This window comes from Terrabacter sp. Root181, assembly GCF_001428505.1.
GTDB lineage: Bacteria > Actinomycetota > Actinomycetes > Actinomycetales > Dermatophilaceae > Terrabacter.
Genome location: NZ_LMHU01000001.1, coordinates 1313747 through 1340723, shown reverse-complemented (window position 1 = coordinate 1340723; position 26977 = coordinate 1313747). Strand labels below are relative to the sequence as shown.

Annotated in this window: 22 protein-coding genes; 12 read left to right on the top strand and 10 right to left on the bottom strand. The window is 68.3% G+C overall.

Annotated elements, in window-relative coordinates; genetic code table 11:
* Positions 1 to 600 precede the first annotated feature (600 nt).
* The 5 genes from hsdR (at position 601) to ASD90_RS06280 (ending at position 7098) form a co-directional block, all read left to right on the top strand.
* The gene (hsdR, locus tag ASD90_RS06300) at positions 601 to 2967 is read left to right on the top strand and encodes an EcoAI/FtnUII family type I restriction enzme subunit R (protein WP_200958542.1); all 2367 of its coding nucleotides are present in this window, start codon (positions 601 to 603) and stop codon (positions 2965 to 2967) included.
* Positions 2968 to 3039: 72 nt separating this feature from the next.
* Positions 3040 to 3633 (top strand): type IV toxin-antitoxin system AbiEi family antitoxin domain-containing protein, encoded by a 594-nt coding sequence (locus ASD90_RS06295; RefSeq protein ID WP_056752946.1) that lies wholly within the window; start codon positions 3040 to 3042, stop codon positions 3631 to 3633.
* A complete protein-coding gene (locus ASD90_RS06290) occupies positions 3630 to 4484 on the top strand; it encodes a nucleotidyl transferase AbiEii/AbiGii toxin family protein (protein ID WP_056752944.1) in 855 nt (284 codons plus the stop codon). Before ASD90_RS06295 ends, ASD90_RS06290 begins: the two co-directional genes overlap by 4 nt.
* Entirely contained in the window at positions 4481 to 5977 is a 1497-nt protein-coding gene (locus tag ASD90_RS06285; protein WP_056752942.1) for a class I SAM-dependent DNA methyltransferase, read from the top strand. Before ASD90_RS06290 ends, ASD90_RS06285 begins: the two co-directional genes overlap by 4 nt.
* Positions 5977 to 7098, top strand: a complete 1122-nt coding sequence (locus ASD90_RS06280) for a restriction endonuclease subunit S (RefSeq protein WP_056752939.1) — start codon at positions 5977 to 5979, stop codon at positions 7096 to 7098. The genes ASD90_RS06285 and ASD90_RS06280 overlap by 1 nt, the downstream gene beginning before the upstream one ends.
* Here ASD90_RS06280 and ASD90_RS06275 read toward each other — a convergent pair.
* Complete coding sequence (locus tag ASD90_RS06275) at positions 7091 to 7747, bottom strand: RadC family protein (protein WP_200958541.1); 657 nt, start codon at positions 7745 to 7747, stop codon at positions 7091 to 7093. The two genes, ASD90_RS06280 and ASD90_RS06275, sit on opposite strands and share 8 nt — an antisense overlap.
* Before the next feature lie 428 nt (positions 7748 to 8175).
* On the opposite strand from ASD90_RS06275, the gene mobF reads away from it, so the two are divergent.
* The 3 genes from mobF (at position 8176) to ASD90_RS06260 (ending at position 12267) form a co-directional block, all read left to right on the top strand.
* A complete protein-coding gene (mobF, locus tag ASD90_RS23915) occupies positions 8176 to 9552 on the top strand; it encodes a MobF family relaxase (RefSeq protein ID WP_200958540.1) in 1377 nt (458 codons plus the stop codon).
* Between the two features lie 17 nt (positions 9553 to 9569).
* The gene (locus ASD90_RS23910) at positions 9570 to 10859 is read left to right on the top strand and encodes an ATP-dependent RecD-like DNA helicase (RefSeq protein WP_056752935.1); all 1290 of its coding nucleotides are present in this window, start codon (positions 9570 to 9572) and stop codon (positions 10857 to 10859) included.
* 496 nt (positions 10860 to 11355) lie between these two features.
* Entirely contained in the window at positions 11356 to 12267 is a 912-nt protein-coding gene (locus ASD90_RS06260) for a tyrosine-type recombinase/integrase (RefSeq protein ID WP_235506400.1), read from the top strand.
* Between the two features lie 225 nt (positions 12268 to 12492).
* On the opposite strand, the gene ASD90_RS06255 is transcribed toward ASD90_RS06260, so the two are convergent.
* The 7 genes from ASD90_RS06255 to ASD90_RS06225 form a co-directional block, all read right to left on the bottom strand.
* Entirely contained in the window at positions 12493 to 13542 is a 1050-nt protein-coding gene (locus ASD90_RS06255) for an IS630 family transposase (protein ID WP_082588510.1), read from the bottom strand.
* A 264-nt stretch (positions 13543 to 13806) separates the two neighbouring features.
* The gene (locus ASD90_RS06250; RefSeq protein WP_056752931.1) at positions 13807 to 14022 is read right to left on the bottom strand and encodes a KTSC domain-containing protein; all 216 of its coding nucleotides are present in this window, start codon (positions 14020 to 14022) and stop codon (positions 13807 to 13809) included.
* The gene (locus ASD90_RS06245) at positions 14019 to 15674 is read right to left on the bottom strand and encodes an ATP-binding protein (protein WP_200958539.1); all 1656 of its coding nucleotides are present in this window, start codon (positions 15672 to 15674) and stop codon (positions 14019 to 14021) included. The genes ASD90_RS06250 and ASD90_RS06245 overlap by 4 nt, the downstream gene beginning before the upstream one ends.
* Before the next feature lie 134 nt (positions 15675 to 15808).
* Positions 15809 to 16915 (bottom strand): SIR2 family protein, encoded by a 1107-nt coding sequence (locus ASD90_RS06240; RefSeq protein WP_162260180.1) that lies wholly within the window; start codon positions 16913 to 16915, stop codon positions 15809 to 15811.
* Positions 16916 to 17367: 452 nt separating this feature from the next.
* Entirely contained in the window at positions 17368 to 18453 is a 1086-nt protein-coding gene (gene ychF, locus ASD90_RS06235) for a redox-regulated ATPase YchF (RefSeq protein WP_056752927.1), read from the bottom strand.
* A 67-nt stretch (positions 18454 to 18520) separates the two neighbouring features.
* Complete coding sequence (locus tag ASD90_RS06230; RefSeq protein WP_056752926.1) at positions 18521 to 19060, bottom strand: histidine phosphatase family protein; 540 nt, start codon at positions 19058 to 19060, stop codon at positions 18521 to 18523.
* Positions 19057 to 19905 carry a thioesterase family protein gene (locus tag ASD90_RS06225; protein WP_056752924.1) on the bottom strand — a complete coding sequence of 283 codons (849 nt, stop codon included), beginning with the start codon at positions 19903 to 19905 and terminating at the stop codon, positions 19057 to 19059. The genes ASD90_RS06230 and ASD90_RS06225 overlap by 4 nt, the downstream gene beginning before the upstream one ends.
* Positions 19906 to 20048: 143 nt before the next feature.
* On the opposite strand from ASD90_RS06225, the gene ASD90_RS06220 reads away from it, so the two are divergent.
* Both ASD90_RS06220 and ASD90_RS06215 read left to right on the top strand, forming a co-directional pair.
* Positions 20049 to 21293 (top strand): DNA recombination protein RmuC, encoded by a 1245-nt coding sequence (locus tag ASD90_RS06220; protein WP_056754537.1) that lies wholly within the window; start codon positions 20049 to 20051, stop codon positions 21291 to 21293.
* Positions 21294 to 21419: 126 nt separating this feature from the next.
* Entirely contained in the window at positions 21420 to 23126 is a 1707-nt protein-coding gene (locus ASD90_RS06215) for a substrate-binding domain-containing protein (protein ID WP_056752921.1), read from the top strand.
* Positions 23127 to 23155: 29 nt separating this feature from the next.
* Here the strand turns inward: ASD90_RS06215 and ASD90_RS06210 are convergent, their stop codons facing one another.
* Together ASD90_RS06210 and ASD90_RS06205 are read right to left on the bottom strand one after the other, a co-directional pair.
* Positions 23156 to 24190: a 4-hydroxy-3-methylbut-2-enyl diphosphate reductase gene (locus tag ASD90_RS06210; RefSeq protein ID WP_056752919.1), complete on the bottom strand. Its 1035-nt coding sequence runs from the start codon at positions 24188 to 24190 to the stop codon at positions 23156 to 23158.
* A complete protein-coding gene (locus ASD90_RS06205; RefSeq protein WP_162260179.1) occupies positions 24187 to 25209 on the bottom strand; it encodes a phosphotransferase in 1023 nt (340 codons plus the stop codon). The genes ASD90_RS06210 and ASD90_RS06205 overlap by 4 nt, the downstream gene beginning before the upstream one ends.
* A gap of 61 nt (positions 25210 to 25270) precedes the next feature.
* Here ASD90_RS06205 and xseA point away from each other — a divergent pair, with 61 nt between their 5' ends.
* The gene (gene xseA, locus ASD90_RS06200) at positions 25271 to 26656 is read left to right on the top strand and encodes an exodeoxyribonuclease VII large subunit (protein ID WP_056752915.1); all 1386 of its coding nucleotides are present in this window, start codon (positions 25271 to 25273) and stop codon (positions 26654 to 26656) included.
* 10 nt (positions 26657 to 26666) lie between these two features.
* Positions 26667 to 26948 (top strand): exodeoxyribonuclease VII small subunit, encoded by a 282-nt coding sequence (locus ASD90_RS06195; RefSeq protein ID WP_056754532.1) that lies wholly within the window; start codon positions 26667 to 26669, stop codon positions 26946 to 26948.
* The last annotated feature ends 29 nt before the right edge of the window (positions 26949 to 26977 follow it).

Sequence of the window (26977 nt, the reverse complement as noted above, 5' to 3'; positions counted from 1 at the left end):
GGGGCTCCGCCCTCCTGGTCAATGTCCTGGGCATGGATTACTGACGTCGGCACCTCGATCGATCACTTTGATCCCGGCGAACCCGTCGAACTCACCGCGCATGACGAGCAAGCGATCTGGCGCGAGATGAGCGTAACTGCGTCGACGCTAGGGGAGGTGGACGACCCCCGCGTCCGGCGGGTGCGCGCACTCGACCGTGCAGTGTCGGTCTTCAGTCGACCCATCCAACAGAGCTCCGGCAACGGCAGGCCGACGTGGCTCACCGTGGCTACTTGGTCAGAACGGATGAGGGCCCGCGAACTACGAGAACGAAGTCGCTCAGCCCATGCGCCAGATGGGTCGGCCCCACAGGAGCTATTGGACGACCTCGGTCAAGCAACCATCGGGGCATTCATGGCGACGGCAATCACCGATCAGCCGCCCCTAAAGAATGAATTGGCGGCCCTCCTAGAGCTGCTCGTCGCCCGAAACACGGATCCTGACAACGGCCTTGGTCCTACCGATCAACTGCGGTAGCCGTCGCTGCCGGACAGTTTGACGCGGTTTCCCAGCTCGACAGAAAGACGGGCCTTGCGGCACTGCGTCCCATAGCCTGAAGCCATGACGGGGCGAAACGAGCGGGACACCTGCCGCGAGTTCGTCGTTCCGAGATTGGTGGAGTCCGGCTGGGAGGACAGCTTCCGCACCGAGTACGCCGTCCGCTCGGACCTTGCCACCAACACAACCCTCGGCGGCGATGGCCGGGTCGACTACCTGCTTGAGATCGTGCCTGGTCTCCCCGTTGGCGTGGTGGAGGCGAAGCGCGAGTACTCGAGCCCGGGACAGGGCTTGCAGCAGGCCATCGAGTACGCCGTCGCGCTTGACCTTCCGACCGCGATCGCGTCGGACGGTCACGACATCATCGAGCGGGACCTCTCGACGGGGACCGAGCGACACCTAGACGCTTTCCCGACCCCGCCCGAGCTCTGGGACCGCTATGCGCGCCACCACCACTTGGCCGATGAGGCGAGGTCGGCCCTCTCCCAGCCGCTCTCACAGACCCTGACGAACGCCGACGGCTCCATCCGGCAGCTGCGCCATTACCAAATGGTCGCCATCAACCGCGTCCTCCGCGCGGTTCTTGCCGGGCAGACTCGGGTGCTTCTGCTGATGGCCACGGGCTCGGGCAAAACTCTCACTGCACTGCAGCTCTGCTGGAAGCTCCTCTCGTACTGGCAGGTCGTCGATGCCGAACAACCCCGGCGAATCCTCTACGTTGCGGACCGCGACGCGCTCATCAAGCAGCCGCTAGAGGGCTACTTCCGGCCCGTGTTCGGTGAGGGTGCCACGCGCATCCAAGGGCACGCCGTCATGGGACGAGAGATCTACTTCGCCACCTACCAGTCGCTGCAGAACAGCAACGACGCTGAGTCGACGTTCGAGGGCTACCCGCCGGACTTCTTCGACGTCGTCATCGTCGACGAGTGCCACCGAGGCTCCGTGCCCGGATCGTCCTGGCGAGCAGTGCTCGACCGCTTCACCTCCGCCGTCCACCTCGGCCTCACTGCAACCCCGAAGCGGGACGAGAACGTCGACACGTACGACTACTTCGGCGAGCCGGTGTTCGAGTACTCCCTGCGTCAGGGCATCGAGGACGGCTACCTTGCCCCGTACACCGTGCGGCGCATCGTCTTGACCCCGGACGCCGAGGGCTGGCGGCCGGAACCCGGTGAGGTCGACACCTTCGGCCGCGACATCCCGGATGGTCTCTACACAACCCGTGACTTCGAGCGCGTCGTATCACTCTTGCGCCGAACGGACGCGGCGGCTAGGCACCTCAGTCAGATGTTCCACGATCGCCCCGGTCGCGCTGTCGTCTTCTGCGTCGACTCCGAACATGCAGAGCAGATGCGGCAGGCCCTGGTGGCGCACAACCCGACCGAGGTGGCAGCCGATCCGTTCTGGGTCGTCCGGATCGTCAGCGCCGAAGGCGAGACCGGCCGTCGCCAACTAGACCGTTTCAGCGACCCGGAGTCGCCCTCACCCGTCGTCGCCACGACATCGCGGATGCTGTCCACTGGCATCGATGTCCAGGACCTGAAGTACGTCGTCCTCTTTCGTCCGATCGGCTCGACGGTCGAGTTCAAGCAGATCGTCGGCCGAGGCTCCCGACTCTATCCAGAGAACGGCAAGTACTCCTTCGAGATCGTGGACTACGTCGGCGCATCGGTCCTCTTCTCCGACCCGGGCTTCGACGGTGAGCCGGTGCGCATCCGGACCGAGCGCATCGACGAGTCCGGCGTGGTCGTCGAAGGTGATGCTGAGGATGTTGCCCTCGAGATGCCCTCGCTTGGCGAACCCGAGCCCTCCTTCGACCGGACCCAGTCCGAGGGCGAGCTCGAACAGCCGCCTGCGAGGAAGTACTACGTCGACGGCACGCAAGTCACCGTCACCGCCGAGGCTTACTACGTCGCCGACACCAGCACCGGCACTCTCCGTCTGGTGGAGTACGCCGACTACCTCGCCGGCCAGGTGCGCGTGCTGTGTCCGACCATCGACGACCTTCGCGCGCGCTGGGCCGATCCCCAGCTACGCGCAATCCTGGAAGAGAGCCTCGCCTCCCGCGGCGTATCCATCGAAGAGATGTCGAGACGCCTCGAACTTACGCCCGAGACTGACCCGTTCGACGTCCTCGCACACGCGGCTTGGAATGTCCCTCAACGGACGAGGGCGGAACGCGCCCGGTTAGTGCGAGAGGACCACGCGAGCGACCTCGAGGCACTGGTGCCGACCGCGCGAGAGATCATCTCCGCCCTCCTCGACCGCTACGAGGAGTACGGCGTCGAGGAGATGACCCACATCTACGCCTTCCAGGTGCCCCCACTGAGCAACTTCGGCTCACCGGTCGAAGCAGCGCGACACTTTGGCGGTGCTGAAGGCTGGCGGCAAGCCATTAGTGAACTCCAGGGGCGGCTGTACTCAGCGTGAGTCTTATTTTGATGACGCTCGCCAGCGTGGAACTAAAGTTCACGTTGAGTTCGAATGAGGTATGCTCCGACCATGGCCGGTACCCGACAAGACCTGCGGCTGGCGCTGCAACGCCTTGCCTTTAGCCAGGCTGGCTACTTCACCGCCGCCCAGGCTCTCGACCTCGGATACAGCTACCAGGCTCAGAAGTACCACGCCGATAGTGGCAACTGGCTGCGCATCGACCGTGGCCTGTTCCGTCTACCCGACTGGCCCGCAGCACCCGAGGACCAGTGGGTGCGCTGGACCCTGTGGAGCGAGGGCCGTGGCGTGGTGTCCCACGACTCGGCGGCGCTCGTCCACGACCTCGGCGAGCTCGATCCGCGCCACGTACACCTGTCTGTCCCCCCAGGATTCCGAGCGGTGGATCCTGCAGTGGTCACGCATGCGAGCGACCTCTCTGACGCGGAAGTCCTCGACCACGGCGCTTGGCGCGTGACCACTCCGCTGCGCACGCTGCTCGATCTCGCGGCAGGCGACACCACGCAGGAGCAACTCGACGCTGCTGTCGCTGGCGCGCTCGACCAGGGCCTGACGACCGCGCGCCGGCTCCGCACCCGCTCCGACGGGGCTGGCGACCGTGCGGCACTCCGTATCGAGCGCGCGCTTGGAGCAACGACCCCGTGACCGTCGACCGAGCACTCCGTGACAGCATCAACCACCGCTTGGCCAACGTCGCAGCCGAGCGAGAGATCGCACCGGACCGAGTCCGTCGCCACTTCGTCTTTCAACGGATCCTCGTCCGGCTGTCCGCTGCAGACGGCTGGGTGCTCAAGGGCGGCTTCGCTCTCGAGGTGAGACTCGGCCTTCAGGCGCGGGCGACCAAGGATCTTGACCTCGTGATGCTGGACGACCTCGACGGTACCGAAGTGCAGGACCGACTATTGGATGCTCTCGACGGCGACGCGGACGACGGGCTGACCTTCCAGGTGTCCGCACCGAGAGCGCTCGCCGCCGACGAGACCGGCAAGCCTGGCTGGAAGTTCACCGTCACGTCGTTCCTCGGCGGCAAGGTCTTCGCCCCGCTACGCGTCGATATCGTCGCGCGGAGCGCGGAAATCGACGGTGCCGTGGGCACAGTCGAGGTGCATCCGCCGATCCTTGCCGAGCGTCTGAGCAGCACCGCCATGCCGGCGGTGGACGTCGCCCAGCACGCGGCCGAGAAGTTCCACGCGATGACTCGGACGTACGCCGGCGATCGACCGAGCAGCCGCGTCAAGGACCTGGTCGACGTCGTACTACTCGCAGAAGCTGGACTGCTTCCACACCCTGATCTCGAGGGACGGCTCCAGACCGTATGGCAGGTGCGTGACGGGTTGCCGCCGCCAGCAGAACTCCCCGAGTTCCCAGCATCCTGGCAGCTCGACTACGCGGCCATGGCCGCCGAGCTTGACCTGCCCGTCGACTACACAACTGCCCGCTCTACCGCCGTACGCCTCTTCGCCGAAGCGGTCACCCCCGAGGAGAACCACCCGTGAGCCCATCCGCTAAGAGTGCTGCCCAGACGCCGCAGGCGCGCCTGGCATCGGTCATCAAGACCAGTCGCGACATCATGCGCAAGGACGCCGGCCTCAACGGTGACCTGGATCGGCTCCCCCAGCTGTCCTGGCTCCTCTTCTTGAAGGCGTTCGACGACCTCGAGCAGAACCGAATGATCGTGGACCCCGGCTATCGACCGGCGCTGCCGGAGGAGCTCCGATGGAGCGCGTGGGCAGCGGATCCAACGACGCGCAAGCAGGGTGAGGCCCTGATCAACTGGGTCAACGGCACCCTGCTCCCGGGCCTCGCGAGGCTCGAGGGATCCGGGCAGGCGGGCGACCCTCGGACCACGCTCGCGTCGGTGTTCAAGGAGACCATCAACCGGATGCTGTCCGGGTACCTCCTTGGTGACGTCATTGACCAGATCGACAAGGTGCACTTCACATCAGCCGACGACATCCACACGATGGCGCATCTCTATGAGTCGATGTTGCGGGAGATGCGTGACGCTGCCGGGGACTCCGGCGAGTTCTACACTCCGCGACCTGTGATCCGGCTGATGGTCGAGCAGGTCGATCCGCGCTTGGGCCAGACAGTGCTCGATCCAGCCGTAGGAACGGGCGGCTTCCTGGTCGAGGCGTACGAACATCTGCGTGCCCAGGCTCGATCCGCGGCGGAGATCGCCCAGGCCAAGGACTCGATCATGGGCTTTGAGAAGAAGCCGCTTCCCTTCCTGCTGTGCCAGATGAATCTGCTCCTACACGAGGTAGAGCAGCCCAACGTCACCCGCACGAACTCTCTGACCTTCCCACTGGCTGACCAGCGGAAGGCTGGGGTGGACGTCGTTCTGACCAACCCACCATTCGGGGGTGAGGAGGAGAGCAGCAGCCTGGAGAACTTCCCAGCGGACTCGCGGACGGCCGAGACCGCTTGGCTGTTTCTCCAAGTGGTGATGGCCCGTCTTGAGAAGAAGAAGGGTCGTTGCGGGATCGTCGTCCCCAACGGGGTCCTCTTCGCCAACGAGGGCGCGCCCGCCCGGATCAAGAAGAAGCTGCTCACCGACTTCAACCTGCACACCGTGGTGCGGCTCCCCAATGGCGTCTTCGCGCCGTACACGCTCATTCCATCCAACCTGCTCTTCTTCGAGTACGGCGGACCGACGCAGCACATCTGGTTCTACGAGCACCCCCTCCCGGAGGGCCGGAAGAACTACACGAAGACCAAGCCGCTGCGCTACGAAGAGTTTGCCGACCTCACCGAGTGGTGGGGCGGTCGTGGCCGCGTCCGAAGAGTCGAGAACGAACACGCCTGGAGGGTGGACGCCGCGACGCTCGCGGAGGACGGCTACAACCTCGACCTCCGCAACCCGCATCGTGCCGACGACCTGGCGCTTCGCGCGCCCGAGGAGCTGGTCAAGGAACTCATCGCCGTGGAGGAGCAGGTCCTCGCGACTCTCCGGGACCTTCAAGATGAACTCGGGAGCGACGGCTGATGGTGGTGCATCAGGTGCGGCTAGGAGATGTCCTCGAGCTTCAGCGCCGCAGGGTCGCGCTCGACGCGGCCGAAGAGTATGTCGAGGTGGGACTCCGCTCGTTCGGCAAGGGCGTCTTCCACAAGCCCGCCGCCACTAGTGCTCAACTGGGCAGCAAGAAGGTCTACAGAATCGAGCCCGGCGATCTGGTGATCAGCAACGTCTTCGCTTGGGAAGGCGCGTTGGCGGTCGCTTCGGAATGCGAGCGAGGACTAATCGGCTCTCACCGATTCATGACCTGGACCCCTCGCAGAGCCAACCAAGTCGATGTTCGGTACCTGTGGCACTACTTCCTCTCCGAGCCAGGCTTGTCGCAACTCCGTACCGCCTCACCCGGTTCAGCGGGCAGAAACCGAACCCTTAGCATCTCTGCCCTCGAGAACATCGTGATCGGTCTGCCAGAACTCTCCGAGCAGCAGCGCGTAGCCGCTCACCTCGACCGCCTAGCCGCCATGCGCCCGTTCCCATCGACGACGGAGCAGCTGGACCTCTCCATCCACGCCCTACTGCGAGAGGGACCCGATGCGCCGCTGGCGGCAGCATTGGACCTCGAACTGGACGACTTCCCTGTCGATCGAGAAGCAGTCTACGAGCGCGCAGGCGTTCTCAGTTTCGGTCGGGGCCTCTTCACTCATGGTCTAATGCCGGGGTCGCAAACGAAGTACGCCAAGCTCCGCTACGTTCACACGGGCCAACTGGTCATGAGTCGCCTAAAGGCATTCGAGGGCGCGGTCGCTATAGCAACTCCGGGGTTTGAGGGGTCAGTCGTATCCCAGGAGTTTGTAACGTTCACGCCGAAGGCGGGCGTTGATCCCGATTGGGTGGACTCCCTCTGTCGATGGCCGAGATTCTGGGAGGCTCTCCGGGCGACTTCAACAGGCATTGGCGCGCGGCGTGAGCGCGTTAGCGCGGACGCGCTGCTATCTCTGCGAATCCCCTATCCGGACGCGGAATCTCAGCGGCGCATCGCCGCGCTGAACCGGAGCAGGCTGCGCGTGGCGGGCTTCGAGGCAGAGCGTGAACACCTACGGGCAGCAATCCTTCCCGCCGCCCGGAACAAGGCGTTCGCCAAACTCACCTGACGCTGCGCCAGGAGCTTCGCCCGACAACCACGTGGTCCAGGAACCGCAGTCCGACCGCATCGGCGGCTTGTTCAGCCGCAGCCGTCGCCTCACGATCTTGGACGCTCGGAGTCGGATCACCTGACGGGTGATTGTGGGCCAGCGCGAACGCGCGGCCGTCGTACCGCAGCACGGCGTGCAGCACCTCTCGGACAGGCAACGGACTCGAATCCGAGCCGCCACTCGCAACAGGCACTATGCGAAGCACGCGGTTGGCGGCGTCGGCAACCAGGACAACGACCTTCTCCCGCCGCTCACGGGCGAGCGCCGGCGAAACCAGCTCAGCGATCGCGGCTGCCGTGTCCACGACGCGGTTGGTCGGCGCATCTGTGGCCCGCCCCGCCAGTTCGAAGGCGGCGAGCAGGCGCGCCGCCTCAACCGGTCCGGTGCAGGGTGATCGCATCAACTCCTCGGGAAAGGCCATCGATAGACCACGCAGTCCACCACACTCCAGTATCAGCTGGTGGCCCACGGCAACGTCGTCGCATCCCTCAACTTCGGTGCCAGCGACCAGAGCAACGAGCTCGGCGTCGCTCAGCGCGCCAGCACCCAGCCGCAGGAGTCGCTGGCAGGGTTCATCGTCGGCGAGCACCCGCACCCTCAACGACATCCCGCAACGCTAGGTCACCTGGCGCACGGCCATGAGCGCACCGAGTACACCTGTGGATAACGGCAGTAGGTGTCAGCCCTTGGGGACGCAGGTTGGGTCGGTGTGGCACACGGTGCTCTGTGCACGTGATCCCGCACCTGGGGCGCCCATGCTTCTCGCATAACCGCCGAATCAGCCCGAGGTCGGCCACCACGACAGCCATAGAACCCCGCAGCAGACACGCCCCACCCCGCACCCCATGATCAGCCCTCCGCTACGAACCCTTTGATTGACAATCATCGATTATCGTCAACGCTCGGAATCTTCCTGCCCTTCAACGGACTTCGGCCCTTCAACGCCTTCCATCCATGCGGCACCCATGCTACGAAGGACGTAGATGGGCCGCCCGTAATCGGGCGGCCCACGCGGCATTTCTAGGGGTCCGTTGGTTGTCGACGGACATCGTGAAGGCGGGGGTCCGGGTGCACGGAGGGGTGAAGTTCTACCGCGGAGCGCCGAGAGCCGCGCGGGCCTACGTCGAGCGCGACCGGTCGCGGGCGGACGACTACTACCTGGCGGAAGGCAGCGGCGTCGCGATGCGGCTGATCGCCACCCCCGACGGCGTGCGAAGCCTGGGCGGCATGACCGGGGAGCTGTACGAGCAGTGGGTCGCCGGCATCGACCTTGACACGCTGACGGCCAAGGGCCACATACGAACCGACGACAACGCGATTCGCTTCGTCGAGGTCGTGGTCAACGGTCCCAAGACCTGGTCCCTTGCGGCCGCTCTGTACCCGGAAGTCTCCGCAGCCCTGGACCGAGCCCAGGACAAGGCGGCCATCGAGATAGTCAGCTGGATCGCAGCGCACGCGACCACCCGCGTCGGCCCTCGCGGGCGCCAGGTCCAGGTTCCCGTCGAGTCCATCGAGGCCGCGGTCATCCGCCACTACACGTCTCGCGCGGGCGACCCGCACCGCCACCTCCACCTGCAGATCAATGCCCGCGTCTGGGCGGCCAGCGCCTGGCGGGGCATCCACTCCGTCGGCGTCCGGGACAGCATCGAGGCGATCAACGGCATCGGCCACGCCGCCGTCGCGACCGACCCGGAGTTCCGGGCGGTGCCGGCTGCGCACGGACTGACCGTCGACCCCGAGACGAGCGAGATCCGGGAGCTCGCGCCGTACGTCGGCGCCTTCAGTGCCAGGGCCGCGCAGATCCGCCGCAACGTAGACCGGCTCGAGGCCGACTGGCGAGACGGGCATCCCGACCAAGAACCGGGTCCTCGGATGCGTGAGGTGTGGGACCGGCGGGCGTGGGCGGAGGCGCGACCCGACAAGGTTGTGCCCATGGACGGGCGCGAGTTCGTCGACCGATGGAACGGCGAGCTCCACGAGGTCGGCTACCGAGACTCGGCCAACGCCGTCCCCCTCCGGCGGACGCTGCCGGGGTGGATCGACCGCGACGCTGCCGCTGATCTGGTCGTCTCGATGCTCGGCGCCAGGCGGTCGGCCTGGAACACGGCTGACATTCGCGGGAAGACCGAGGTCCTGCTCGCCCAGACGGCGCTCGTCGCGGACCCCGCCGCCCGGATCGAGCTGGCGGAGGACGTCACTGCCCGGGCCGTCGCGCGCTGCACCCCGCTGCTGACCCGACGCGACGTCCCCGAACACGTCCGATCTCTCACCTCGCCTGGGGTCCTGGCCGTCGAGGTGACCTCATCGCCCGGATCGCCCGGCGCGCCGATCACTCCACCAATCTGCAACATTCCGACAGCCTCGCCCCGCATCAGGAAGAGCCCGTCCACGACGACGCCCTCGGCGCGCTGACGGGCACTGCGCCCCTCGTGGTCGTCGAGGGAGCCGCCGGAGCAGGCAAGACCACCGTTCTGCGCTCTGTCCGACAGCAGCTGGCGTACCACGGTCGGCGACTGGTCGTCGTGACCCCGACGATGAAGGCCGCCGACGTGGCCGCGCGTGAGACCGGCGCCGAGGGACACTCCGCCGCGTGGCTGATCTACCAACACGGCTGGCGCTGGGACGACGACGGGCACTGGTCCCGGCAGTCCGACCCCGGACCCTGCGAGTCGGCAGCCCTTCGACCCGGGGACCTGCTCGTGGTCGACGAGGCCGGGATGCTCGACCAGGAGACCGCCCGTGCGCTCCTCACCGTCGCCGACGAAGCCGGCGCCCGGGTCGCGTTCATCGGGGACCGCCACCAGCTCCCGGCCGTCGGCCGGGGCGGCGTCCTCGACCACGCTGTCGCCTACGCGGACCCGGCGGCGGTCGTGACCCTCGAGACCGTGCGCCGATTCACCGACGAGGCCTACGCCATCCTGAGCCTCCGGATGCGCGAGGGCTACCGAAGCGACGAAGTGTTCGACGCACTTCTCGCAAGCGGTCAGATCGTCGTGCACCCCTCTGATGTCGAGCGCACAGCGGCTCTCGCGCGCCTCGGTGCGGCCGGCGACCTCGTCATGGCCGACACCCGTGAGCAGGTCGCCGACCTCAACGCGGCCATCCGCGCGCAGCGCACGGACGTCGATCCCCTCTCCGGAGGCCGCCCGACGGTGACCACCAGCCGCGGCGAGACACTCACGGTCGGCGACCGAATCGCGACGCGCCGCAACGACCCCGACCTCCGCGTCGCGAACCGACAGACCTGGACCGTGACCGGCGTGGGCGGCGACGGCTCGGTGACCCTCCAGGATCGGGGACGAGACCAGGTCGTCCCCGCCCAGTACGCGCGAGGGCACGTCGAGCTCGCCTACGCCACGACCGTCCACGGAGCCCAGGGCGAGACCGTCCCCCGAGCCCACGTCGCCCTGACCGACTCCACCGGCGCCGCAGCGGCGTACGTCTCCATGACCCGCGGCCGAGCCGGCAACACGGCGCACCTGGTCGCCGAGACCCTCGAGGACGCCAAGCAGCAGTGGATCGACGCGTTCGCGCGCAACCGGTCCGACCTCGGCCCTGCCCGCGCCCGCGACGCCGCCCTCGAGGACATCGAACGGTACGGACCCGCGCTGCGACCGGAAGCGCCCCCACCGGCCCGGGAACGACGGCACCGAGAGCGAGAACAACGGCACGGCCCGTCACGTCAGTCGGGGCTCAAGGGCCTCTCGGTCGGGCGTTGACAACATTTTCTGAACTTTCGTGGGGACGTGCCCTGACCTGCGGCGATGCCAACGTCCCTCCCTTTGTACCTCCCACGCGAAGCTCCGGGCGGGTACGAAGGCGGGTACAACGCCCTCCCATGATGACCGGCGTGAGCCGACGCTCACTGTCGCCGATAACGAGGAGCGCCACGATGACCGCACAACACCACCCCACTCTCCGCCCAAAGAACGCCGGGGACGAGATGCTCACCCTCCAGGAGGCCTGTGCCTTCCTCCGGGTGCCTGAGGGCACCCTGCGCTACTGGCGCACCTCGGGTCCGGGCCGCGCAGCTTCGAGCTCGGCCGCCACGTCCGGTACTGGCGCGCCGACCTCATCCTCTGGCTCAGCGAGCAGACCAACCGTCCACAGAACCACCGCTGAGACTGTCCGCCGTCAGATCTCGGAGAGACGATGGAGCGATCTCGGAAGGAGCATCACCATGGCGGGAAACATCGCCAAGCGAGCCAACGGCAAGTGGCGGGCGCGGTACCGCGACGAGTCCGGAAGGAGCACTCGCGACACTTCGACCGCAAGATCGACGCCCAGCAGTGGCTCGACGCGGTCACCTCGGCCGTCGTCACGGGCACCTACGCCGACCCGAAGGCCGGCCGGATCACGTTCGCGGCGTTCTTCGGCGAGTGGTCAGCCCGCCAGGTCTGGGCACCCGGCACCAGGCTCGCGATGTCGCTGGCGGCCAGATCCGTGCCCTTCGCCGGGAAGCCGATGAAGGAGGTCCGGCGCTCGGACGTCGAGACGTGGATCAAGCAGATGGATGCCGCCGGGCTCGCCCCCGGGACGATCAAGACGCGGTATTTCAACGTCCGGTCGGTGTTCCGCGCCGCCGTCAACGACCGAGTGATCGGCTCCGACCCGACCGACACAGTGCGCCTCCCACGCGGCCGCCGTGCCGACGTCGCCATGTCGATCCCCACACCCGAAGACGTCGGACAGCTCATGGTCGTGGCCGACGAGCGGTTTCGGCCCTTCATCGCCCTGTGCGCCTTCGCCGGATTGCGGCTGGGCGAGGCGGCCGGCGTCCAGCTCGGCGACATCGACTTCCTCCGGAGATCGCTCAGGGTCTCCCGCCAGGTCCAGCGCGTCAACGGTGGAGCCATCGACGTCCGGGCGCCGAAGTACGGATCAGAGCGCGTTGTCTACCTCGCCGACAGCCTCGTCACCGTCCTCTCCGAGCACGTCGCCGCTCACGGCACCACCGGCAAGCAGCGGTGGCTCTTCGCCGGGGCCGGCGAAGAGCCACCGCACCAGAACACCGTCGCTTACTGGTGGCGCAAGACCCTGCGCGAGGCCGGCCTCGTCGGCATCAAACTCCACGACCTGCGCACTTCTACGCCTCGGGGCTCATCGCTGCCGGCTGCGACGTCGTGACCGTCCAACGCTCACTGGGCCACGCGAGAGCGACGACGACTCTCAACACCTACGCCCACCTCTGGCCAACGGCCGAAGACCGAACCCGCAGGGCCGCGGAGTCAATCATGGCGACAAGCCTCGGGCTTAGAGCAGCCCGCTCGCCCGAAGACGGCGTGGCTAGCGGCCTCCGCCCGTGAGCTCACGCCGCTAGTGGTGCGTGTTTGAAGTGATCTGACGGTTGGCCTAGTTGAGGATCTCGTCGGCGGTCTTGGTCCACACGAAGGGGTGGCAGCGGTCGTTCCAGCCGTCGACGAACGCACGGATCTTGGCGTTGAGGTCCTTGACGGAGCCGAAGGTCCCCCGGTGGATCGCCTGTCGTTCGATGATGCCGAACCAGACCTCGACCAGGTTGAGCCAGGACCCGGAGGTCGGGGTGAAGTGGACGTGGATCCGGGGGTTGGCGGCCAGCCAGTCGCGGATCTCGATGCGCTTGTGGGCGGCGTAGTTGTCCATCACCAGGTGCAGCTGCACGCCGTCGCCGGTGTCGGGGTAGGCGCGGGCGACCTGCTTGAGGAACGCGAGGAACTCCTGGTGGCGGTGGCGCGGCTTGCACGCGCCGGTGACCTTGCCGGTGGCGATCTCCAGCGCCGCGAACAGCGTCGTGGTGCCGTGCCGCTTGTAGTCGTGGGTGCGTCGTTCCGGCAGGCCCGGCTGCATCGGCAGCATCGGAGCGGTCCGGTCCAGCGCCTGGATCTGCGACTTCTCGTCGATGGAGAGCACGATCGCGTTCTCCGGCGGCGCGAGGTACAACCCGACGACGTCGACGACCTTGCCGACCAGCTCCGGGTCGGTGGAGAACTTGAACGTCTCGACCCGCCACGGCGCGACGCCGTAGTCACGCCACGCCTTCGCGACGGTTCCGTTGCTGATCCCCAGGTGCCGCCCCAGCAACCGCGAGGACCAGTGCGTCACACCGTACTTCTTCGGCGGTGGCCGCAGCGTCACCGCGACGATCCTCCGGTGGTCGATCGTGCGCGGCCGACCCGAGCGCGGATCATCGTCCAATCCCGAGATCCCCTGCGCGGCATACCGGTTGCGCCAGTCGATCACCGTCGGACGCGACACCCCGACCCTCGCCGCGATCGCCGTGTTCGACTCACCGTCCGCGGCCAGCAACACGATCCGCGCCCGCTGCGCCAGACCAGCCCGACCCGACGATGCCCGCGTCAACAGCGTCAGCGCCTCCCGGTCACCAGCACGCAACCCCAACGCCACCGCCGGACGATTCGCCATGCCCCATCGTCCCAGCCCACCAACTGTAAATCAACTAACTACACGCGCCACTAGGTCTGAACTTCCGTCGACCTCGTATTCCGTCGCTGCGGCACGTCTTGTCACCTTCGGCGCACGAAACCACAGGCAGTCATCGGCTACTGCAAGGGGTTGGCAACCAGGCGGGGCAGCGTCCCGATCTTGCGGCGAGGGACGCCCGGAATGGGAATGCCAAGACTCCGCGATTCGCTCTGAAGCAGCAGGCGCAAAGCCATCCAGACAACACTACAACGGCACCGGCGGGAAGTTCGGCTTGATATACCTGTTAACAAAGAGACCCTTTGACTCGGCCATCATCAGTTGATCGTAGAGGTGCTGGGGCACTCCTGAATAGAGGTACGTTGCACCCCCCTTGAACATGACCGCCAAGGCACTGTCGACCGGGTCATATCCGACCATTTCGATAGCGGTCGACTCCACGTACTGCATCTCAGGAATCACAGCACCTCCTCCTCCGCGGCCAAGGCAGCAGCTGTTGTCGAAGTGCGCCAGGCGACGACCGCCGACGTGTAGTGGGACGGGTCGGGGCGAGGATCCTTGCGCCAACCGGTCGCGAGGTCCGGGTCTGACCCGATCGGCTTGTGCCTAGCTTCCCGAATCCGGAACCTCGAGGGCACCTTCACGGCCTCACCCGTAACGATGGCCTCGCCGGTTCGCAAGGCCGGCAGGAGGGACACCAGATCGGTCAGTTCGTCCGGGAGGGCCGCGGCAACCCGGCTTCGATCTGCCTGATTCGTAAGCCGGAGCGCAAGCATCGTCCCGCATTGGCTGAGCGCGGTTGAGTCGAGGTCGGTGGGCCGTTGGGTTACGAGCATCAGACCCACGCCGTGCTTTCGGCCCTCCTTCGCAATCTTGTCCACGGCGCGGTGTGCAGCGGAAGAATCGCCTTCTCGCACGAAGAGGTGCGCTTCTTCGAGCACGATGAGAAGTGGCTGCGCGCGGCTTCCGATTGGAAGGTCCCCTGCCCAATAGAGTCCATCGGAAACGAGTCGGAGCACAGTGCCGATGACTAAGGGAAGGACGTCTGCGGCGGCGCCGGAAAGATCCAGGACGGTGACCGGCTTGTCATGGCCCACCCAGCTACTGAGTAGCTCGTCAAGGTCGGCGTTCGTTCGTCCGTCGGCGTCGGGCGTGTAGTCCACTCCCGGCTCGAGCAAGAAAGCGAACCGGGTGTCCCGAAGCCGGTGCCGCATCATGTCAAGCTGGCGCGCAATCAATCGAGACGTGCCCTTGAAGGGGGCCTTACTCCCAGGCTCGTATGGCAGGTACTCACTTGGAGTAAGGGTCTCCGGGTCGCCTAGCGAGATCACGGCGGGAGTTGTGAGCATCATGTCGTCGTAGGTGCGGATCTCGAACTCGTTCAGGTCGAACCACAAACCCTTGGCACTGAACGGGATCGGGGTGTCGGCGGTAACGTATGTAGGCTCCGGTGGGGTATTCAGGTGCCTTGCGGCATCCTGACGACGCCGTCTCACCATGTCTCTGATGTCAGCGGAGTTCTGCGGCGAGAGTTCTCCCATGGTCGCGGCGACGAACTCCTCGAACGGGAGCGCCCAATACGGGACGTAGAGCTGCTGATGGCGTGCCGCCGATGGCGACGCCGAGAACACGGCGCCGTTGTCCCCCACCGCGTCCGCATATTCACCATGTGGATCGATAACCAACACGCGTGCAGAGGAGTAACCCTGTTCGGCGATCGACTCCAAGAGAACGGCGACCAAGTTCGACTTGCCTGCGCCGGTAGACCCGACAACCACTGAGTGTCGCGAAACCAGGGTGGCGAGGTCGACTGTCGCGGGTATGGAGCGAGCTGCGGCCAAATGTCCAACCGCTAAGGCTGCTGCCGAACTCTCGCTGTAGATGACAGCGAGCTCTGGGGTGGTTGCAATGTGCACCTCGTCATCGATGGTCGGATATTGGCTCACACCGCGCTCGAACTCATCTCCGATAGCCTCCCCGAACAACGTCACGGTCATCCAGCGGCTGTCGATCTCCTTGCCCGGCTCCGAGACGACCGAGTTTGGAATGGCCGCGGCGCCAACCTGGGAGCAGATCCCGTAGAGGTGCGTGTATCCAAGCGGGATGCGCACCATCGAACCGACCTGACCGATCCTGTGGGATTCGCCTTCGACCATCACAAGGGACGTCTGGCCCCTTAGCAAGCGCACCGTCACGATCTTCCCAGTGACGGACTGAACACGCCCGATGAGTGTCGCTGGTGCCGGCATCAGGCACGCCCAGGTCGGCTGCTGGTCATAGATGCCAGGAACTCGGCGAACACGTTGAAGTCACCGAGGTTCACTCGTCCGGTGCTGGTGGACGATCCGGAGACTGGATCTGGCGTGAAGTACTTGACCAGCCGGCCAGCGGCGACCACGCCTGGGCCTGTGTCGACTTCCCAGTCGGCCAGCTGGCCGCGGATCACCCCTGAGTTCGGACCGATAACAGTGAGATTCCAATGCTTCTCCGCGCATCTCACGACATGACTGTCGGTGTGGATGTCGTCGTAGACCAGCGCGAAGATGGCACTGCTTGCTGTTGACTCCAGCCCCGAGAGAAGAGTCGCGTTGATGTGTTGGTCGCCCCAGCTGTAGCCGCACGTGACCAGCACCGAACTCACCCTCGAGACACACATCGCGAGTCGATCCATCAATGCCAGGTACGGCATTTTTCGAGACTCGTCGTACTTCAGGTGCGAAGGCAAAATCATCGACCCGTCCGGTACTCCCTCCCCTCGGACAGTGCCCTGACTCTCCGCTGCCCAGTTCACCGAGCCGTGGATCTTCCATACCCTCGTCCACTCGGCCGCCTCACGCGACGCCACCGCAGAGGGCAGGAAGTACGGCCTATGGCTGCCCACGAATCCGTCGAAAACCGGAACCCGTGCAAGCTCGAGCGAGCGCTCGATCAGCACGTCGTAGTTCGTCGTAAACACCTCCACCGGATGACCGCGTGACGCGTTTCGCACCCAATCGGCGAACTCCCGGTGAGGCAAATCCGCTGGAATGTCCTCCTCGCTTGGCGACGCGATCGTCGCGATCGACACCTGAATGGTTCTCTCCAACGTGCCCAAATCCGCGGAACTCAGTCCAAATCCGGTCGCGGTGGGGATCATCGCCGCAGTCGTCATCCGAAGCAGGCCGAGGAGGGACTCGATGTGTGGATCTTGCTTCCGTGCAACGCAGGCTTGGACCAGCTGCTCCCACGCGTCCTCGAAGCGCGGGTTTGCATCGACGCATGCTCTTCGCACCTGCTCAGTCAGCCCAGCAATCGCTGGAATCAGCGGCGTGTAAGAGCGAGCCCCACCACCTACAGGCATCGGTGCAATGTTCACCGCGCTAGAGGTGCCAGCACCCATTAGAAATGACAACGGAGCATCAGGTGCACACAGGTGGTCGCGGAGCCTACCAATGAGGTCGTACGGGTCATAACCAACCAACGGGATCCCCCTCTCACCCACGGAACTCGACTGATCGCTCATGATCGGCCGCAGTTGGTAGCGCCGAGCCTAAGTCACCGTATAGTCGCCCGCGGGAAGGCGCGACCCAAGCTCGCCCCTCTCCGTCGGCGGCACGTTCGACGGGGCGACGCGCCGCGAGGCATGCACCCGGCCTTCCCACGAACCGCTACCCGACGTCGCCGGCCCTATGGCGCTAGCAAGTCGGGCGGGTGGCCTCGTCCTCTCCCCGGCCAAGCAACGACTGGGCACCTCTAGCGCTACTTCTTGCGGACTGTCTGCGGACTGAGAGGTGTTGCAGCCCCTCTGAACTGGGAAAACGTGCTGATTCAGACGTTGAAGCGGAACTCCACGACGTCGCCGTCGGCCATGACGTAGTCCTTGCCCTCGATGCGGACCTTGCCGGCGGCCTTGGCGGCGTTCATGTTCCCGGCGGCGACGAGGTCGTGGAACGAGACGACCTCTGCCTTGATGAAGCCGCGCTGGAAGTCGGTGTGGATGACCCCGGCGGCCTGCGGGGCGGTCCAGCCCTTGCCGATCGTCCACGCACGCGACTCCTTGGGGCCGGCCGTGAGGTAGGTCTGTAGCCCGAGGGTGTGGAAGCCGGTCCGGGCGAGCTGGTCCATGCCGGACTCCTCGGCGCCGAAGCTCTGGAGCAGCTCGAGCGCCTCGTCGGGCTCCATCTCCATGAGGTCCATCTCGAGCTTCGCGTTGAGGAAGACGGCGTCGGCCGGGGCGGCGAGCTCGCGCAGCGACTCCTGCAGCTCGGCGTCGGCGAGCTGGTCCTCGTCGAGGTTGAAGACGTAGATGAACGGCTTGGTCGTCAGCAGACCGAGCTGCTTCGCCTCGGCCAGGTCGACCCCGGCGGACGGCCCGGCGGCATACAGCGTGTGGCCCTCCTCGAGGACCTTCTGCGCGGCGACCGCGAGGTCGACGGCGGCCTTCTTGTCCTTGTTGACCCGGGCCTCCTTCTCGAGGCGGGGCACGGCCTTCTCGAGCGTCTGGAGGTCGGCGAGGATGAGCTCGGTGTGGATCGTCTCGATGTCCCCGGCCGGGCTCACCTTGCCGTCGACGTGCACGACGTCGCCGTCCTCGAACGCGCGCACGACCTGGCAGATCGCGTCGGCCTCACGGATGTTCGCGAGGAACTTGTTGCCGAGCCCCTCCCCCTCCGAGGCGCCGCGGACGATGCCGGCGATGTCGACGAAGCTCACGGTGGCCGGGAGGATCTTCTCGGACCCGAAGATCTCGGCGAGCGCACCGAGGCGCGCGTCGGGCAGCGGGACGACGCCGACGTTCGGCTCGATCGTCGCGAACGGGTAGTTCGCTGCGAGCACGTTGTTCTTGGTCAGCGCGTTGAAGAGCGTCGACTTGCCGACGTTGGGGAGACCGACGATTCCGATGGTGAGTGCCACGAGGACAAGAGTTTAGTGGCGATCGGGCCCGGCTCCGACCACGAGGGCGTATGCCGTCCCGACCGGGTCACGTGATCGTCCACTCCCAGCCGGGCTGCCAGGCGAAGGGCGCGTCGACGAGCTGCTCGAGCGGGACTCCGTCGAGCAGGTGCTGCAGGGCCCACCGGTTGGCCGAGTGGGCGATGACGAGGACGCGCTCGCCGTCGTGGATGCGGCGCAGGTCGTCGAGGAGACCGGCTGTCGCGTCGACGACGTCGCGGTAGCTCTGGCCGCCGCCGGGGAACGGCGCGTCGACGTGCTCGAGGCGGAGGCGCTCGAGCTCGGCCACGGGCCTGCCGTTGAGCGTGCCGTAGTCGCACTCGCGCAGCCGGGCGTCCTGGCGCAGGCTCACCTCGCAGTCGCCGTAGGCCAGCTGTGCCGTCTCGACGGCACGGGCCAGGTCGGAGGACCAGACGGCGGCGAAGCCGCTGGCGGGGCGGCGCTCACCGAGCTCGGTGGCGAGGCGACAGCCCTCCTCCGACAGCCGACCGGGGAGCCAGCCTGTCGCGATGCCGGCCTCGTTGTCCTCGGTGATCGAGTGCGTCTCGTAGACGAGCTCGACGCTCATGCGCCCGCCCTGGGCAGCCGGACGCCACAGAGCTGGCGCGACTGGGCCACGAGGTTGCCGGCGGAGTCCCAGATCATGGCGTCCTCCTCCATCATCCCGCCGCCGAGGGTGTCGCTGCCGAGCGTGACCTGCAGCCAGCCCGGCTCGGGCCGGCGGCGCACGTGGCCGGTGAACTCGAGCGTGGGCGTCCAGCCGAAGAGCCCGAGGTCGAAGGCGACAGGCGGGAGCGCGTCGAGCGCCATCATGAGCATGGTCGTGTCGGGGTCGCGCCCGTCACGCAGCCGCAGCCAGCCGCGCATGACGCCACGCATCGAGGGCTTGCCGAGCGCCCACCCGGCGGTGCTCGGGTCGAGGCGCAGGTCGAGGCGCTCGAGGAACTTGGCGTTCGCGAGGAAGTCGGGCGGTGCCTGCTCCGCCGAGACGCACTGCTCGGGTGGGGGCATGTCGGGCGGGCTGGCCTGGCGCTGGACGTCGAGGTCGGTGAGGTTGCCGAACGAGCCGATGGCCCGCATCCGCTCGACCGGCCGGCCGTCGTCGTCGGTCTGGTGGATCGTCATCTGCCCGGTGGAGAGCTTGCGGCCGCAGCGCATCACCTCGGTCGTCACGGTGAACGGCCCCGGCTGCGAGGCGGTCATGAAGTAGGCCGACAGCACGACGGGGTCGACGTGCTCGGTCGTCTCGGTCGGGTCGGCGGCGAGGTGCTCGCCGAGGGCGCGCAACGCCGTCGTCATGACGAGCCCGCCGTTGACGGCGTTGCCGATCATCCACTCCTCGTGGAAGGTGCCGTGCCGCTGGCTGGGGTCCTGGCCGGTCTCGAGCCGGGTCGCGTCGTCGTACTCGCTCACGGACTAGGTGTAACAGACCTCCCGGACGCGCCGCCCACCCCGGGGCGTATGCCGTCCGCCACGTCCCACGGGTCGGGTGGCGCGTGCCGTCGGGTCGGGTGTGGCGTCCCCACGGTGTCGGCGGCATCTGGGACGGTGCTGGCATGGACCTCACCGCTCTGCTCGTCGGGCTCGTCATCGGGGCACTCGTCGGCGGGCTGCTCGCCTGGCTCTCAGCCCGCTCCGCCCTCCTCGCACGGTCGGCCGGCGCCGAGGCCGAGCGCGACGTGCTCCGCGAGCGGGTCTCGGACCTCGAGGCCGCGCGCGACCTCGACGACACGACGGCCACCCTGCTCGCCCCGCTGCGCGACACGATCGGCCGGGTCGAGCGACAGGTCGGGGCGCTCGAGCGCGACCGGTCGCTCCAGTTCGGCCAGCTCGGTGAGCGCCTGACCGAGGTGAGCCGCTCCACCGAGTCGCTCCGCTCCGAGACGGCGACCCTCGCGAGTGCCCTCAACGCCTCCACGGTCCGCGGCGCCTGGGGCGAGGTGCAGCTGCGGCGCGTGCTCGAGCTCGCGGGCCTCATTGCCCGCTGCGACTTCGACGAGCAGGTGACGCGCGTCAGCCGCCACGGCGCGACGGTGCGTCCCGACGCGGTCATCAACCTCCCCGGCGCGCGCCACGTCGTCGTCGACTCGAAGGCGCCGATGGCCCACTTCCTCCAGGCGCACGGCGACACGGTGTCCGAGGTCGAGCGCGCTGAGCTGCTGGCCGCCCACGCGACCTCGCTCCGTCGCCACGTCGAGGGCCTGGCCGCCAAGGCGTACTGGACGGCCTTCACGCGCTCCCCCGAGGTCGTCATCTGCTTCGTCCCCGGCGAGGCGATCCTCGCGACCGCGCTCTCCGACGACCCCGGGCTCTACGAGCACGCCCTGTCACGCAAGGTCGTGCTCGCCTCCCCCGGCACGCTGTTCGCCGTGCTGCGCACCATCGGGGCCATCTGGCAGCAGGACGCCCTCGAGCAGAACGCCCGCGAGCTGCTCGTCATCGGGCAGGACCTCTACGCGCGACTCGCGACCCTCGGCGGGCACGTGACCACCATGGGCCAGTCCCTGTCGCGCTCCGTCGAGCAGTACAACAAGTTCGTCGGCACCCTCGAGTCCCGAGTCCTCGTCACGGCCCGACGGATGCACGAGCTGCACCTGACCACCGAGGCGCCGCCCACGCTCGAGCCGCTCGAGGTGGCCCCGCGCTCGCTCAGCGCGGCCGAGCTGACCGACGACCTCGGGCGCACGGCCCGGGACGAGGCGTTCCTCGGACGGACCGTCGGACGTGGCAGCCAGGGCTCCGTCGGGAGCGACGACCCAGTTCGCGGCGCCGACGCGGACCCGCGCGAGCAGTCCGCCTGAGCGGTCCTTCGAGCGTGCCGGCGTGACCGGTTTCTCGGGGCGCCATCTTCAGGATGTCCGATTCATCCGGGAAGTGGACACCTGCTATGGCGCCACGGACAATACGCGCGTGGGATTGGGTAGATCGTGACCGGGGCGGGGGGCCCGGGTCCCGAGGACTCCAGAGCGCCGGGACGGCGCATCGGTCCGTACGAGCAGAGCCTGCGCGAGTCGCGCGAGCGTGTCGAGGCGGCCGCGCGCGAGCATGCCCGCCGGCGCCGGCGCACCCGTGTCGTTGCCGCCGTCGCGACCCTCGCCGTCGTGGCGGGAGTCGGCTACGGCGCCTTCCGCTACCTCGGACTGCGTGAGGTCCCGACCGCCCTGCCCACCACCGCTGCACAGCCGACGTCGTGCGCCGACCCGGTCAAGGTCCGGGTGTCCGTGGCCCCGGCCATCGCCCCTGCCGTCGCCGCCGCGGCCGAGTCGCTCGCCTCGCGCTCCGACGCGCCCTGCGCCGCCTACACCATCGACGCCGAGGAACCCTTCTCGGTCGCGGGTTCACTGGGCGGCGCCGGGCGCCCGGACGCGTGGATCACCGACTCGTCCGTCTGGATCGGCCGCGCCAACGCCGTGTCACGTGCCAGGGTCACGCCCGGCGAGCCGTTCGCGACGAGCGCGGTGCTCGTCGCGATGACGGACGAGAACGCGTCGAGGCTCGGCAGCCGCCTGCGCTGGGCCGACCTGCTCGGCGGCGCCGTCCCCCTGCGCATCCCCGACCCGAACCGGTCGGCCATCGCCCGCATCGCGCTCGGTGTCGCGGCGTCGTCGCTGACCGACGCCAGGCTCCGGGCCCTGGCGGTGGCCTCCGCCCCGACCGCCAGCGGCGGAGTGAGCCTCGACGGCATCGCGAAGGCCGACCAGGGCCTCGGGGCCGTCGTCTCGCAGGCACAGCTCGTGGCATGGAACGCGGCGCAGCCTGAGGAGTCGCTCGCCGCCGTCGCCCCGGCCGAGGGAGCGCCGGCCCTGGAGTACTCCCTCGTCTCGCTCACCACCGACACGGCCAAGGCCGGCCTCGTCACCGCGCTCGAGCACCACCTCACCTCCGCCGATACGCGAAAGGTGCTGCAGGACAGCGGTTTCCGAACGCCCGACGGCAACCCGACGGATCTCTCACCGCTGTACGGGGAGATCCGTGTCGCAGGCGATGCCGAGGGGGCGTCCCTGACGAAGGCGGCCGGCCTCTGGAACGCCGCGGCGCGGAAGACCCAGGCCCTGCTCGCCGTCGACGTGTCGGGCTCGATGCTCGAGCGCACCGACAACGGCACTCGTCTCGCGATCGTCCAGAAGTCGACGGCTCGGGCCGTGGCCGCGGTCTCGCCGACGACCGTCGCGTCGCTGTGGATCTACTCGCTCCACGTCGGCAGCCGCGCCGACGACTACCGGCAGCTCACCGGCTACGCCGGACTCGGCGTGAGCAAGAGCCTCGGCGCCCTCGACGACGCCGTCTCCGGACTCGACACGTATGTCGGCGGCGGCAGCGGCCTCTACGACACGATCGCCGCCGCCTACGACCGGGCCCGGTCGGCGTGGCGGCCCGGCTACGCCAACACCCTCATCGTCGTCGCCGACGGCCCGAACGAGGACGACTACGGCCTGACCCTCGAGCTGCTGAAGAAGCGCCTCGCGTCGGCCAAGGACCCCAAGCGGCCGGTGCGGGTCGTCATCCTGGGCATCGGAGGCCGTGCCGACGACGCCGCGATGCGTCAGGTCGTCAGCATCACCGGCGGGCAGTACGTCTCGACCGAGACCGTCGAGGAGCTCCAGCCGGTGCTGGCGAAGGCGCTCGGGGGCTGACCCTCGCGGCGGCGTGACCGCCGCCGGTGTCAGTGGAGCGAGCCGGAGTCCTCAAAGGCGGCGTCGTGCCGGAGCGTGCCGGCGTCCTCACCCTTGCGGGCCTTGAGGTCACGACGCAGCTCGTTGGGCAGCGAGAAGAGCAGCGACTCCTCCGCGGCGATGACCGCCTCGACCTCGCCGTAGCCCCGCTCGGCCAGCCAGGTCAGCACGTCGCGCACGAGTACCTCCGGCACGCTGGCGCCCGAGGTGACGCCGACCGTCGAGACGCCGTCGAGCCAGGCCTCCTCGATCTCGTCGGCGAAGTCGACGAGGTGGCCGTCGCGGGCACCGTGCTCGATCGCGACCTCGACGAGACGCACCGAGTTGGACGAGTTGCGCGACCCGACGACGATCATGAGGTCGGTGTCCTTGGCCATCTGCTTGACGGCGAGCTGGCGGTTCTGGGTGGCGTAGCAGATGTCGTCGGAGGGCGGGCTCTGCAGCGCCGGGAACTTCTCCTTGAGGCGGGCGACCGTCTCCATCGTCTCGTCGACCGACAGCGTGGTCTGGGACAGCCAGACGACCTTCTCGGGGTCGCGCACGCTGACGTTGTCGACGTCGTCGGGCCCGTCGACGAGCGTGATGTGCTCCGGCGCCTCGCCCGCCGTGCCCACGACCTCCTCGTGGCCCTCGTGCCCGATGAGCAGGATGTCGAAGTCGTCGTCGGCGAACCGCACGGCCTCGCGGTGCACTTTCGTCACGAGGGGGCACGTCGCGTCGATGGTCTTGAGGCTGCGGGCCCTGGCCTCCTCGTGGACGACGGGGGCCACGCCGTGCGCGGAGAAGATGACCGTGGCGCCCTCGGGCACCTCGTCGGTCTCGTCGACGAAGATCGCGCCGCGCTTCTCGAGCGTCGTGACGACGTGCCTGTTGTGCACGATCTGCTTGCGGACGTAGACCGGCGGACCGTAGAGCTCGAGGGCCTTCTCGACCGTCACGACCGCCCGGTCGACGCCGGCGCAGTAGCCACGTGGCGCCGCGAGGAGGACCTTCTTGGCGGACATCTGGTCGGCTGGCTCGCTCATGGCCCCATCGTAGGGGGGCGCACCCGCCGTTCCCGATTCGCCGTCCGGGCCGCGACCACCCCGCAGCGAACGAGGACGTCGTGTGCCGGAACGTCCTCGAGCAGGCCGCGTACCTTGGGCAGGGCGAACGCGCGGTGCTCGGGCTCTGCCTCCGCGTCGAGCAGCACCCCGACCTGACCGGCGAGGACGTTGAGCCACACCGCCACCCCGCTCGCGAAGAGCTCGGGCCCCTCGGGCAGCGGGGCCCCTCCCGCGGCGCCGTATGCCGCCGCCAGCAGCCCCAGCGCCGCCTCGTCGGGCACGTGGTGGAGCAGCACGGTGCCCACCTCCCGGGCCGGGTCGTGCGCGCCGACGTCGTCCCAGTCGAGCAGCCACCGCGTGCCGTCCCGCTCGACGAGGGTGTTGTTCGCCTTGAGGTCGCGGTGACAGAGCACCGGGCTCCGGAGCGGTACCGAGGTCGCCCGGGCGCCGAGCTCGCCGAACTCCGCTGCCCGGGCCCTCATTCGTGGCGCCCACTCCGTGCCGACGGCCACGGCCCGAGCGGCGAGCTCGGCCCAGTCGACCGTCGACGCGGTGTAGGGCGCGTGGACCGTGTCACCCGGGGCCGGGTCGAGCGCGAGCCCGTGGATGAGGGCGCCCTGCCCCAGCACCCAGCGCTGCGCGGCGAGGTCGGAGCGGTCCGGTACGACACCCGGGGCGAAGACGTGGACGCGCCACCCCGTCCCGGACGCGTCGCGCACGAGGACCGAGCCGTCGCGAGCGAGGACGGGCCTCGGCGCGAGCAGCCCGGCACCCAGGCACCTCTCGACGAAGGCGACCTCGTGACGCGCTCTGGACTCGACCACCCCGTCAGGGTCCTCTCGCCAGAAGGCCCGCTTGACGGCATACGCGCCCGTGTCGGTGACGAGGCGGTGGACCTCGCCCACGGCGCCTCGCGCCACCCACTCCATCGACCGGACCCGAACGAGCCCGAAGTTGTCGGCCACCCAGCGTGCGGTCTCGGCGGACCCGGCAGTCACCGCGCCGACGCCAGGTGTGCGGCACGGAACCCGCAACACCTTTAGGGTGACGCGGGTGAGCATGACGAGCCCGCTGCCCGACAAGGCCGCCGACACGACGGCCGAGCAGCCGTGGCCGGTGCGGGTCCTCAGCCTCAAGATCTCCGACTACGTCGACCGGATGAGCCAGCTGTGGGTCGAGGGTCAGGTCGTGCAGTTCAACCCTCGCGGCGGCACCGCGTTCCTCACGCTGCGTGACCCCGACGTCGACATGTCCCTGTCGGTCTCCGTGCCGATGAACGCCGTCAACGCCATGCCGATCCCCCTCGCCCAGGGCGCCCGGGTGGTGCTGCAGGCCAAACCGACCTTCTGGACCAAGCGCGGCACCCTCCAGCTCGAGGCGCGGCAGATCCGTCCCGTCGGCATCGGCGACCTCCTCGCGCGCGTCGAGATCCTCAAGCGCACGCTCGCTGCCGAGGGCGTCTTCGACGCGGGCCGCAAGCGACCGATCCCGTTCCTGCCCCACCGCGTCGGACTCATCACGGGCCGCAACTCCGCGGCCGAGAAGGACGTCGTCGAGAACGCCCGGCGCCGTTGGCCCGCAGTCGTTTTCGAGATCCGTGAGGTCGCCGTGCAGGGTGCGTCGGCCGTCACCGAGGTCGTCGATGCCCTGCGCGAGCTCGACGCGATGCCGTCCGTCGACGTCATCGTCATCGCCCGCGGCGGTGGGGCGCTCGAGGAGCTGCTCCCCTTCTCCAACGAGGCGATGGTCCGTGCCGTCGCCCAGGCGCGCACTCCCGTCATCAGCGCCATCGGGCACGACGTCGACACGCCGCTGCTCGACCTCGTCGCCGACTGGCGGGCATCCACGCCGACCGACGCCGGCAAGAAGGTCGTCCCCGACGCCGCCCACGAGCGCGCCCTCGTCGACGCCGCGCGCGACCGGGTGCGCCGGGCCCTCGTGCGACGGGTCGAGGCGGAGCGGTCGGGCCTGCGGTCCCTCGTCTCACGTCCGGTGATGGCCGACCCGGTCGCCCTGGTCCGCGTGCGCCGCCAGGAGGTCGCGGCCCTCCGGGCGCGGGCCACCGCCCGCATCGAGGCCCGGCTGCACCGGGCCGCCGACCAGGCCGAGCACCTGCGCCGCCAGGTCGTCGCGCTCTCGCCCCAGTCGACCCTCGAGCGCGGCTATGCCGTCGTGCAGCACCGGGACGGCCGGATCGTCATGGACCAGGACGACGTCGGCGTCGGCGAGCTGCTGCGGGTGCGTGTCGCGCGTGGCGACTTCGGCGTGCGGCCCGTCACGGCCGGCGCCGAGGATGCACCGCCGAAGGCCGCGACGCGCGGGACCGCGGCCCGGAAGGCGACGAGCAGCCCTGCCACGAAGGCGGCCTCGCCGCGCAAGCCCCGAGCCACCCGTCGAGCCGCCACCCCGAAGCCGGCGAGCGGCGACGACGGCGCGGCGTCGTAGGGTGGCGCCCATGGCTGACGCGACGACCACCGACGGCTTCCCCGACATCGCCGGGATGCGCTACGAGGACGCCCGCGAGGAGCTCATCGCGATCGTCGCCAAGCTCGAGGCCGGGCAGGCCCCGCTCGAGGACTCGATGCAGCTCTGGCGTCGGGGCGAGGCCCTCGCGGCGCACTGCGCGACCTGGCTCGACGGCGCGCAGGCCGAGATCGAGCGGGCGACCCGTCCCCCGGCTCCGGCCGGGGAGCTCCACGCCGACGACGAGATCTTCGACGAGGACGACGAGTCCTGAGCCCGGCGGGTCCTCGCGCCGCAGCCGGT

Excerpts from the sequence above, each read along its gene's own strand:
- ASD90_RS06220 (WP_056754537.1), top strand. The coding sequence starts at position 20,049 with ATGGACCTCACCGCTCTGCTCGTCGGGCTCGTCATCGGGGCACTCGTC.
- ASD90_RS06255 (WP_082588510.1), bottom strand. The coding sequence starts at position 13,542 with ATGGCGAATCGTCCGGCGGTGGCGTTGGGGTTGCGTGCTGGTGACCGG.
- hsdR (WP_200958542.1), top strand. The coding sequence starts at position 601 with ATGACGGGGCGAAACGAGCGGGACACCTGCCGCGAGTTCGTCGTTCCG.
- ASD90_RS06275 (WP_200958541.1), bottom strand. The coding sequence starts at position 7,747 with ATGTCGTTGAGGGTGCGGGTGCTCGCCGACGATGAACCCTGCCAGCGA.
- xseA (WP_056752915.1), top strand. The coding sequence starts at position 25,271 with ATGACGAGCCCGCTGCCCGACAAGGCCGCCGACACGACGGCCGAGCAG.
- ASD90_RS06245 (WP_200958539.1), bottom strand. The coding sequence starts at position 15,674 with ATGGTGCGCATCCCGCTTGGATACACGCACCTCTACGGGATCTGCTCC.
- ASD90_RS06195 (WP_056754532.1), top strand. The coding sequence starts at position 26,667 with ATGGCTGACGCGACGACCACCGACGGCTTCCCCGACATCGCCGGGATG.
- ASD90_RS06280 (WP_056752939.1), top strand. The coding sequence starts at position 5,977 with ATGGTGGTGCATCAGGTGCGGCTAGGAGATGTCCTCGAGCTTCAGCGC.
- ASD90_RS06210 (WP_056752919.1), bottom strand. The coding sequence starts at position 24,190 with ATGAGCGAGCCAGCCGACCAGATGTCCGCCAAGAAGGTCCTCCTCGCG.
- ASD90_RS06230 (WP_056752926.1), bottom strand. The coding sequence starts at position 19,060 with ATGAGCGTCGAGCTCGTCTACGAGACGCACTCGATCACCGAGGACAAC.
- ASD90_RS06295 (WP_056752946.1), top strand. The coding sequence starts at position 3,040 with ATGGCCGGTACCCGACAAGACCTGCGGCTGGCGCTGCAACGCCTTGCC.